Source organism: Paenibacillus terrae (assembly GCF_005217525.1).
In the GTDB taxonomy this organism is placed as follows: domain Bacteria; phylum Bacillota; class Bacilli; order Paenibacillales; family Paenibacillaceae; genus Paenibacillus; species Paenibacillus terrae_C.
Map to the genome: position 1 here is coordinate 42,061 of NZ_PNXQ01000010.1, position 10,472 is coordinate 52,532.

Here is a 10,472-nt window from a genome sequence, read left to right on the forward strand (position 1 = left end):
TGTTCCAGTGTCATTGTCTAATAGGGGGATAATTAGTTACAGAATCCAGCGTGTGACCTGTTCCAGCGGCAGTCTGGATTTTTCCCGCTTGGGTTCATGAGCGCGATAACCGAAGGTAGCAATGACCGAAATATCCAGTTGTCCGTCCTCCAGCAGTCCTTCTTCCTCTAAAATGGCATGCACCTGTTCGTAGTTAAATCCCTCAATCGGGCAGGAATCAATGCCGATCTGAGCCGCTGCTGTCATCATATTGCCCAAGGCGATATAAGTCTGCTTGGAAGCCCAGTCGAATAACGTACGTTCGTTTTCCAGCAGGCGTTGATTTTCACCCTGAAAGATTTTATATCGGCCCGGCAGGGAGGCAAAGTCTTCCTCAGACATCCCTTTAATCTCTTTATACATATATTCCACATACGGGGAATCATAACGAACATCCTTGCGTGCCAAAATCAGGACAACATGGCTGGCAGCAGGAATCTGTTTTTGGCCCCCGCTTGAAACCGCAGCCAGCTTTTCTCTCAATGCCCGATTTTGTACGACCAAAAATCGCCACGGCTCAAAGCCGACGGAGCTTGGGGAAAGTCGGCCGGTTTCGAGAATAAATTGAAAATCTTCCTCCGGTATGATGCGATCAGGATCGAATTCCTTGGTGGCATGTCTGAACAGAAAGGCATCCAGAATTTCCTGTTTTTTAGCTGATGTATTAGACATGAAGTGTACTCCTTCCGGTTTGGGTTAAGTTGGTGCTCCATTTATTTTCTGCTACTATAATGAGAGCTGATATCGAATGTATAGTCATCATATAAAAAGTTTTTCGCAGGAACAAGTACGCACATATTTGTTCCTTGTCATAAGTCTGGAGACTTCGGTCTATCATCGGCAGAAGGAAGGGGAAACCATGACGCAAGAGATGGAAAATACAGTTAGCGTGAACTTTGGATGTCCGGTAGCGAAAACCGTAGGGGTTATCGGCGGCAAATGGAAAGGGGTCATTTTATATCATTTGACCACGGGACCGCGCCGGTATAACGAAATTCGACGGACCTTGCCCAATATTACGCAGCGTATGCTGACCTTGCAACTGCGTGAGCTGGAACGTGACGGTATCGTACACCGTGAAATCTATAACGAGAATCCGCCGCATGTGGAATACTCGCTTACCCCGTTGGGCGATACGTTGAGACCGTTGCTGGATTTTATGAGAGACTGGGGTGTCTTCTATGGGGAACAGACCTGTGAGCCCGTAGCGGCCAATTCCAAGTGCGGGAAGCCTTCTGGTTGAGGTGTGAAATGAGGAAAGCCCGCTGATGAACTCATGGAGCTTCGCATGGAAGACGCATGAAATTCATCAGCGGGCGGAATAAGGGCGAGACGTTCTTGTGAAAAATTATTTATTTGAACTCGATGGATTGGTTCATCTGCGTCCAGGCGGTTTCTCCAATGATGCCCAGTCGCCAGATGGCGATTCCTTTCAGGTCATAGCGTTTGGCCAGACCGATCTTGGCGTTGACGGTGCTGTCTTTTTCGCTACCCATAGAGATGCCTAAAATCAACTTGTCCCGCGAGGTTTCCTTCAAGGCCAGTTTTATGGCTTCGTCCACTTTATCGAGTGGTTCAGGCGTCGCTTTTTGCCCGTAGTCATAGGCCATGATGATCAGATCGTCCGCCAGATTACCCAGCGTCTTGTAGTCGTAACCTGAGTAAGAGCTGTTCAGCGGATGCAGGACGACGGTGAGCTTGAGTCCAGCCTGATGCGCTTTGGCCGACAGCTTTTGAATGAAGGCGTTGTAGTCTGAACGCGCCTTGGCTTTATCTCCGCTCCAGCCCAGTCCCTCCAGATCCAGCGTAATGCCCTTGAACTGCTTGTCGGTGGCGGTGCTGACGATTTGGGAAATCGTCTGCTCCTGAAGCTGTACATTTTCCAAAACTTTGGTCAGTTCGTGATTGCCGTCTCCAGAATAGACCATCAGGTAAGGGGAAGTCCCCTGACTGTCTGCCTCCTGCACAATGGACTCCGGTGTTACGGTGCCAGCGGCTTGAGGCCATTTGTATTCCTTGCCGCTGGTCGTAAATTGCCCATTCGCATCAATTCGGCTCCAGCCGAAGGCTACCGCGTTAAAATCCGGTATTTTGGATTTTTGGTCGAAGGAAGATAGCGCGTAAAATCCCACTGTATACATAGGCTCACGCGGCGATATAATGGATACCGTCCGCGTTTCCTGATTCCAGTTGACCGTGGCTCCAAACTGCTGTCCGAAGAAGCCTAACGGAATCATCGTGCTGCCACGCACGGTTTGGGGTGCGGCTGTTAGTTGCACCGTTTGCCCGTCGACGGTCGCATTGCGGTTACCCATTTTCAGCACCACCTGCTTGGTTACAGAGTTCTGTGATTTGGTAGCGGTAATGCTTTGGCTGGCTTGATCCCATTTCACCGTAATGCCAAGAGCCTCAGAAATAGCACGAAAGGGGACCATGGTCGTGCCGTTCATCATTGCGGGCTGTACGGGGAACGGTAACGGATATCCGTCCAGCACAATGCTGACCTGCCCCGCTTCTGCCTGCGCAGACGGGCTATAGATACCTGCTGCGGCACTCAGAAAGATGGCGCTGGATAACAGAGCCTTATTTACGATTTTCATCTTATACTCTCCTATGCATCATAGATTACAAAGCTATCATGTTAGAATCGTGAGGTTTCTACCATTTTACCAAAAAAAATGATAGATAGGTAAATGTGAAATGAATAGGATGAGATGAAACCCAATATGTAAATCGTTATTTTCCATAAAAAAGCTGACACCTTTTTACAGGTGCCAGCTTTTTTCTTTTTTCAATTAAAGCTTATTTGCGACGTTTAAGCGCAATGCCGACGGCTGCCGCACCAAGCACGACTGCGATGATCGAGAGAACGAGTGCTGTCGTTTGTGCAGCAGAGCTGGCAGGGGCAGCAGCGGCAGGGGCGGCTTCGGTAGCATTATTCGAAGCGGACGCAGGATTGCTGCTATCCTTAGCAGTGTCTGAACTTGTATGGCCTGCGGCTGCACCAGCCGAATCATGCCCATGATCTGCGGTAGGTGCCGAAGCTTCGGAGGTGGCATCAGCCGTGATTTTTGTAATGGAATGCGGATTGTTGCTTCCTTCATCGCCTGTCCATTCCACGATACTTCCGTCACTGTAATATTGGAAAGCGTTCCATGCGGCTTCAGTATTCTGGTTCGCATTTTGTGCCACGAAGCTGAAGCGCTGATACTGGCCCGCCTGGATGCCATCTTTGTCGGTCGTCCAGGTAACAGTGGTTACTTTGCCGGAGCTGTCTTTTTCGGTTGATACTTTCCAATCCGGTACAGGCTCATACTGCTTGAAAACGACTTCTTTCGGAATCTTCAAAGCCACTTTGGTGGTTGGAATGTTTTTTTCTACAGGCACTTTCAACGTGTACGTTTCCCAGGCGTTAGGCTGTGAAACGGAAGGCTTGACCGTCACGTGTGCACTGGCCATACTCGCAAAAAGTAAAGCACCTGCTGCAATCAGGCCCATGGAGGTCGCAAGCCTGGAAAATCTGAATTTCACTGTTTGAAGGGTTGTATTCATATAAATAAGCTCCTTTAGTTTGAAAGATTTGTAATTACGTGTCCTAGGTTATTTTACTGGGCTGACATGCAGAGTAAATTCGGCGTCAACTGCATCCAAGGATGCGGTCAGAGCATGTACCTTTACAGTCCATGTTCCTTCGGCGGTCATCAGTTCCTGACTACGGAATGGCTGAAGCTGTCCCACAGGCAGAACGAATTCCTGCCGGGTTTTGTCAGGAGCTTCTGGAACGAGCGTCAATGCGACCTGTTGGATTCCAGTAACGTTGGCTCCTTTGGCATCCTGAACAGTAACCTTAAATTCATTACTACCCACCGCATTCGGGCTAACCGCCAGCGTGACGTTATATTCGCCTGCGGTGCGAGTTTCCTCAAACGGAACCGCAGGTGCCTGACCGGGTGACAGGTGGGTAAGCACCGCTGCCAGCAGCAGCACGAGTAGGCCGATGGACAGCTCGATGCGCAAGCCCCCGGCGGCACGCTTGGCTGCCGCCGCTTGCCGTGCGCTGCGGAATTGGCTGGCCGCGAAGGCCAGCATGACCAGCAGCAGCGCTGCTTTCCCGAGCAGAACGAGTCCGTAGGACGTGTTCAGCAGCATGGAGGGAGCCGGGACGTACAGTACGGCTCCATACATGCCGGTGGCGAGCAGCGCCGCCACCATGGCAATGCCCCATCCGGCAAAGCGGCGCAGGGCCGCTTGCCGCAAAGCTGCCCGCTCGGACACGGGCAGCTCTGGACCGGCAGCAGGCAGGCACAATGCCATGACGGCAAGTGAGCCGATCCAGAAGGCTGCCGCGGCCAGATGGACGAAGTCCGCTGCGATGGCTGGAGCCGGATGGGTAGCCGCCGCCGCATGGCCGACAAAGGCCTTGGACAGCATGAGGCTTAGCGTCAGGACGACGGAGCCGTAGCCCCAGAGACGACGCTGGCGGTTGGAGATGCTGTGATCCAACGCGTAAATCAGTGCTACGCTCAGCACCAGCACGAGAATCATCTGGATAAACCAGATTTGTCCCGCCCCCGTGAACTGGAGGGCTTCTCCAAGGATCGGGAACGAAAAGCCCTGCCCGATAGAAATTCCGGCATCCCAGGATGCCTGAAGCGGCAGACTGATCAGGATGGCGCCAGACGTGATACCGTAGCCGCTCCATAGCAGAGCGGACCAGCGTGGTAACGTGATGCCTGTCTGTCGATCATGTTTCTGCCGCTCACTTGTGACCTTGCTTAGATTCGTTCCTGGCAGGATGAACAGCTCAAAACAGAGCGCTCCCAAAAGCAACGACAGTCCTATATACAGCAACCAGCGGGTAGCAATGAGGTCAAGCCGCGATACCCCCGAGCCTTCGGATGTGGCGGCCGCAGGGTCCGTATACGCATTGGAACCGTTGCCGACCTGGAATGGAATCACTCCGTTGACCGGATGTCCGTCCGCCGATAAGGCTCTCCAATTAACGGTATAAATTCCATTTTTCATCCCCGGAATCAGTTTGATTTCCATGGTGGCTTTGTGCTCCGGGTTGAGCTGTGCTTTTCCTGTATCGACTCGCTTACCTGTTTCATCGGTCACTTTGATCGACATAAAGGCAGACTGCAGATCCTCATTGAAGGTGATGATCACCTGTGAAGGCGACTTGTCCAAAACCTGATTTTCAGTCGGACTGGATTCAACGACAAAGGCATGGGCCCATGATGAGCGAGGAAACAGGATAAGAAGTGGTAGACACAGCAATAGAAGACAAGCCGCACGGGCTGGTCTGGACAGGTACAACATGCCTGTGAAGTCACCTTCTCTCGATTATTTGAAGCGAGGATATCCTCATTTGTAACATTTTATACGGACAAACCCAATCCTTATCTTAATCATAGTACATACAGCGTGAATAGATGGAGCGAATTATGACATTTATATGAAATTTGAAATAAATAGCATTTTGCATGTGCTATTCATATGAAAACCCCTGCCGATGTAGAAATCCGGGCGATTTCTGGCGGCAGGGGCAATGAGAAAGAGCTTGTGGGGAATGATATGCCTGTTTACACGGAATCCATGAAAGCAGGTTGCTTATGTTGAATATAGTGGATAAAAATAGCCGTTAGTTCGGGATCGAATTGGCTACCCGAGCAGGCTCGCAGTTCTTCAATGGCCTCCTCAAACGTTTTGGTGGGTTGATAAGGGCGTTCAGTTGTCATCGCATCAAAAGAGTCGATAATCGTCAACATCCGGCACAGCCGGGGAATTTGCTCACCCTTAAAGCCGAACGGATAGCCTCCCCCGTCATAGCGTTCATGATGCAGCTCCACAAAAGGAACCAGATCTGCGAATCGTTCGTTGGCCTCGATAATTCGTTTGCCCCACACGACATGTGCTTGCACCATCGTCCATTCCTCACAGGACAGCTTTTCTTTTTTATTGAGAATATTCCACGGAATTTCCAGCTTGCCAATGTCATGAATGAGAGCACCCAATATAAACCGCCGTTTATCCTCCGGGCCGAGCTGAAGCACCTCGCTCATATCTGCTGCATATCTGAATACCCGTTTGGAATGCTTGAAGGTATTAATATCCTTGTACAAAAACAGATTAAGCTGCTGCTCAATATCACGAATGTCCTGTCCCAGATCGACTTCACGTTCCAGTTCATTTAAACTGCCGTGTGTGTGAACGATATTTTTCCCCTGCTTCTTGGCGTAGTACAGTGCTTTATCTGCAAGATCGACCAGCTGTGATTTGTCGTAGATGTCGATGCGGCTTTGTGCAATGCCTGCGGAGAAGGACAAGCAGCCGTGCGGGAAAATTTCCACACCCTCGTAGCGGGAATCATTCAGTCTTTTTCGGATGGAATTGACCGTTTCGTAGGCTTGCTCGGCAGTATGCTCAGGCATTAGTAACGTGAATTCTTCTCCGCCATAGCGGGAGACGATAATATTGGAGCCGGAAGTTTCCTTTTTGAGAATCTCTCCGAGGAATCCTAACAGCTGATCGCCTTTCAGGTGACCGAAATGATCGTTGTACTTTTTGAAATCATCAATATCAATCAGGGCAAGGCTGAGAGGCGTATTCTGGGATCTGGCTATATTCAGCTCGGTTTCGAGTGCATTTTCAAAATAACTGTGATTGTACAGCCCTGTTCTGCGGTCCATGTTGGCTTTTTCTTCAATTTCCCGGTACATCGTAAACAACTGCTTGAACGCGTGGGATAGCAGCATACTTAGTGCAAGGAACAGCAGAAGCCCCAAAATACCGTTGTAGTAAATCAGTGTGGTCAGTACGAGAGACAGGATGAGTGTGCATAAGTAGACAAGCAGGGATTCAGCGAGAAAAGCCTTTTTTAGCTCATTGAGAGAGCCTTTGTAAGCGATATAAAAGTAGAGACCCAGTGTAATGGTATTCACCGTAAAGTAGCAGAACAATGCCAGCAGGTAGGCAGTAAAATGCTCATCGTTCAAGCCTCCCTGCGTACCGCCGCTAAGCTCAAAGACGACAGACGACAGGAAAATGGAGAGCGCATAGATGGAAAAATTGGCGGCGTGCTTCCACCAGGACAGTTCTCTATATCGGATTGCGGCAATGAGTACATTGAACAATAAAATGAGCATAGCGATTTCAGTACCATGTACAAAAATACAAGCGAGATAGACGGAGGAGTCCATCGATTGCTTGTTACTGGCTGGCGGCAGTTGGAAGGTAAAATGCTCCAAAATCAGAACTGCTCCCAGCAGGGAGTAGATCGTGACCCACTCTGTAGGCGAATAGTGCATAAAGGACCAATGGTTCGTATACAAGAGGATGCCTAAGCCTGCCATACATATGAGAAAAACGTATAATCCCGTCGCGCTAACCCGTTCTTGCAGCTTTTTTATTATACTCATCATTTCATTCTCCTGCCTTGTCGTATCTTGATGTCAAAGCTACCAGGGGGTAAATGGGATAATTTACAATTTTGTAATCGAAAATTTCACATGAAAAAACAGGCCGGAATCCAGCCTGTTTTGTTGAGCCTGTGCTTCCCTTTTCCTTATCGGTAATTAGCCTCCGATTTTGTAACCGGAAGTCAAAGCGATTACGACAGAAGCGACGATAATAGCGTTGATAATCACACGGGAATATTTCAAGTTTTTCATAGGGTTCCCTCCCTTCCTTGGAATAAGGTACGCACTAGGCGTGGCGGGGATTGATTTCTTGCTGATTACCCTTCTTCTTGTTCACGACCATGACGCTTTGGATAAACAGGAACATCCCGAAGTTCATGACGACATCTCCAATACTAATCACCTGCGTACGTGGATAAGGCTTGGAGAGCGGAATAATATCACCCAAAAATGATAAACGTGTACCCGCATCCATCATGTAATGCTTTGAGATAACACTTCCAGATTTAAGCATTTCCGTATAATAAGGGCCTAGCCCCTCAGAAGCGCTCAACGAGACTGGCATCCTGCCGCCATTGACCGCCATGACGACAAAATTCAACAGGACTCCGATTAAAATAAGCTTGAATCCCTTGTGGTGCCTGTTCAGCCAGAGAAAAATCAATCCAACCGCATAGATGCCCATAAACAGATACCCGTTTATGGACGCAAGCCAGGCCCATTTTTCCTGAGCATAAAAAATAATGAACTGCACCAGTAGCAGCACAGGAAACATCCAGCCAGCTATGAGTCGAATTTGACTGAAACGAATTAAACCCTGTCGCCAGCCCCCTCGGAACAGACCTACAATGAGACCAAGCAGCACTCCATCATAGACCATGGCTATTCTCCAGTTTTCGCAAATTTTTTTTGTTTTGGTTAAGGTATGATTCGACCTTAAATTGGTAAATTCCTGCCTGATATGTAGCAGTTTCGAAAAAAAATTGCGGATTAGCGTGTAATTGTTCGAAGTGGGGCGAAAGGAGTGATATCATGATATATTGCAGTGATATTTCATATTTTTCAGAAAAGGATGGTTGTTATTATGAATCGGTTTTCCAATAGGGTAATGGTTGCCGCAGATATGACCAAATCCCGGATTTTATGGATTGCTTTTGTTCTGGGATCATTGAGCGCCTTTGGACCCTTGTCCATAGATATGTATTTGCCATCATTGCCAACATTAGCTGACAATCTGCATACGACGACTTCGCTGGCGCAGCTCAGTCTGACCGCCTGCTTGCTGGGTCTGGCCGTAGGTCAGATCGTGGCGGGCCCGTTGAGCGATGTAAGAGGACGTAGAGGACCGCTTGTAGTGTCGCTTATCCTGTACGCCGCCGCGTCGCTGTTATGCGTGTTTGCGCCGAGTATCAGCGTGCTGATCGGGCTGCGTTTTATTCAGGGGCTTACCGGGTCTGCGGGGATTGTCATCTCCAGAGCCGTTGCGCGTGATCTATATTCGGGCAAAGAGCTGACACGCTTCTTTTCACTGCTCATGCTTGTGAACGGTGTGGCTCCGATTGCTGCTCCTGTGCTGGGCGGTGTTCTGTTGAATTTTGTATCCTGGCGTGGTGTGTTCATGGTGCTTTGCGTAGTCGGGGTGGCTATGTTAATTGCCGTCGTGTTGGGGCTACCGGAAACACTGCCTGTCAGCCGCCGTTCGTCGGGTGGTTTGGAGCAGACGCTTCGTACACTCGGTCATCTTTTTACGGATCGGCGCTTTATGGGATACGCCTTCTCGCAGGCGCTCATTACAGGAGCCATGTTTGCGTACATCGCTGGCTCGCCGTTCGTGCTTCAGGATATTTTCGGGGTTTCACCTCAGACATACAGTATTATTTTCGCGGTTAATGGTTTGGGGATTGTACTGTTTTCTCAATTGACCGGGAGGCTTGTCGGCCGTTTCAGCGAACGGCAGTTGCTCTTATCGGGTTTGGTGATTGCGGCTGTAGCCGGAATTAGTTTGCTTACTGTGGCTTTTACCGGAGGTCAACTGTTTGCTGTTCTAGTTCCGCTATTCTTTGTTGTTTCCTGCGTCGGGATCGTGAGTACCACCACCACTTCATTGGCAATGCAAAGCCAGCAGCGCTCCGCAGGCAGTGCGTCCGCCATGCTCGGCTTGCTGCCTCTGTTGCTTGGCTCCATCGCTTCGCCGCTGGTGGGTCTGGGCAGTGGAACAACGCCTATACCAATGGCTATCGTCATCGCTATAGCGGAAGTCGGTGCGTTGTTAAGCTTTATGGTGCTTGCCCAAGGAAGGGCGCGCGAAGGCCTGAAATAAGGCAAACAGGTGACATTTTTCTGGAAGGTTGACATACCCCATAGGGGTATATTATGCTAGAAGCATATTAACAAATGCATGAATGCATATACACAACACAGGAGGCTGATGTATGGCTAAGGAGCAACCTGTTTCCAACGCTGAAGTCCATGAGGCTCATTGCGGAACAGAGGGGGAAAAGGCCGTCAGAAAAAGTCATCACTCGGCAGAATTCAAGAACAGTCTTACATCCCGATTGAACCGTATTGAAGGTCAGGTTCGAGGAATCAAGGGCTTGATCGAGAAGGATACCTACTGTGACGATGTGCTGAACCAGATTGCGGCTGTCCAGTCCGCCCTGAATGGTGTCGGCAAGCTGCTGCTGGAAGGGCATATGAAAAGCTGTGTCATTGAGCGCATGCAGGCCGGAGAGCCGGAAGTGATTGATGAGCTGCTGGTTACGGTCAAGAAGCTGATCCGTTAAGAGCAATATCCATACACACATGAATCGGGTACACGAAGTATCCAGGAGGAGGAAACACAATGGCACAAGTAACATTGAACGTAGAAGGCATGAGCTGCAATCATTGCGTGAAGGCAGTAGAAGGAGCTTTGGAGAAAGTCGGCGCTTCCGGCAAGGTCAGTCTTGAAGCGAAACAAGTAGCTGTAGAATACGATGAGTCCAAGCTGAACGTTGAAGCGTTGAAAACCGT

9 protein-coding genes and 1 pseudogene are annotated in these 10,472 nt (G+C 49.5%); 4 read left to right on the forward strand and 6 right to left on the reverse strand.

Features of this window, described 5'->3' with window-relative positions:
* Positions 1 to 36 precede the first annotated feature (36 nt).
* Positions 37 to 711, reverse strand: coding sequence for an NAD(P)H-dependent oxidoreductase (locus C1I60_RS08580; RefSeq protein WP_137061338.1), 675 nt, complete (start codon positions 709 to 711; stop codon positions 37 to 39).
* 187 nt (positions 712 to 898) lie between these two features.
* On the opposite strand from C1I60_RS08580, the gene C1I60_RS08585 reads away from it, so the two are divergent.
* Positions 899 to 1,282, forward strand: coding sequence for a winged helix-turn-helix transcriptional regulator (locus C1I60_RS08585; RefSeq protein WP_137061339.1), 384 nt, complete (start codon positions 899 to 901; stop codon positions 1,280 to 1,282).
* 109 nt (positions 1,283 to 1,391) lie between these two features.
* Here the strand turns inward: C1I60_RS08585 and C1I60_RS08590 are convergent, their stop codons facing one another.
* The 5 genes from C1I60_RS08590 to C1I60_RS08610 all read right to left on the reverse strand — a co-directional run bounded on the left by C1I60_RS08590 (position 1,392) and on the right by C1I60_RS08610 (position 8,340).
* Positions 1,392 to 2,639 carry a stalk domain-containing protein gene (locus tag C1I60_RS08590; protein ID WP_137061340.1) on the reverse strand — a complete coding sequence of 416 codons (1,248 nt, stop codon included), beginning with the start codon at positions 2,637 to 2,639 and terminating at the stop codon, positions 1,392 to 1,394.
* Positions 2,640 to 2,841: 202 nt separating this feature from the next.
* On the reverse strand, positions 2,842 to 3,591 hold the full coding sequence (locus C1I60_RS08595) for a YcnI family copper-binding membrane protein (RefSeq protein ID WP_137061341.1): 750 nt from the start codon (positions 3,589 to 3,591) through the stop codon (positions 2,842 to 2,844).
* 48 nt (positions 3,592 to 3,639) lie between these two features.
* Complete coding sequence (locus tag C1I60_RS08600; RefSeq protein WP_137061342.1) at positions 3,640 to 5,361, reverse strand: copper resistance CopC/CopD family protein; 1,722 nt, start codon at positions 5,359 to 5,361, stop codon at positions 3,640 to 3,642.
* A 263-nt stretch (positions 5,362 to 5,624) separates the two neighbouring features.
* Positions 5,625 to 7,463: a bifunctional diguanylate cyclase/phosphohydrolase gene (locus tag C1I60_RS08605; protein WP_137061343.1), complete on the reverse strand. Its 1,839-nt coding sequence runs from the start codon at positions 7,461 to 7,463 to the stop codon at positions 5,625 to 5,627.
* Positions 7,464 to 7,746: 283 nt separating this feature from the next.
* On the reverse strand, positions 7,747 to 8,340 hold the full coding sequence (locus C1I60_RS08610) for a DUF5317 domain-containing protein (protein WP_137061344.1): 594 nt from the start codon (positions 8,338 to 8,340) through the stop codon (positions 7,747 to 7,749).
* Between the two features lie 204 nt (positions 8,341 to 8,544).
* Between C1I60_RS08610 and C1I60_RS08615 the strand changes: the two are divergent.
* From C1I60_RS08615 to C1I60_RS08625, 3 genes and pseudogenes are all read left to right on the forward strand, one after another.
* Positions 8,545 to 9,775: pseudogene (locus tag C1I60_RS08615) on the forward strand (multidrug effflux MFS transporter).
* A 117-nt stretch (positions 9,776 to 9,892) separates the two neighbouring features.
* The gene (locus C1I60_RS08620; protein WP_137061346.1) at positions 9,893 to 10,243 is read left to right on the forward strand and encodes a metal-sensitive transcriptional regulator; all 351 of its coding nucleotides are present in this window, start codon (positions 9,893 to 9,895) and stop codon (positions 10,241 to 10,243) included.
* Positions 10,244 to 10,302: 59 nt separating this feature from the next.
* The coding region (locus C1I60_RS08625; protein ID WP_252361640.1) for a cation transporter at positions 10,303 to 10,472 on the forward strand (170 nt) is incomplete at its 3' end.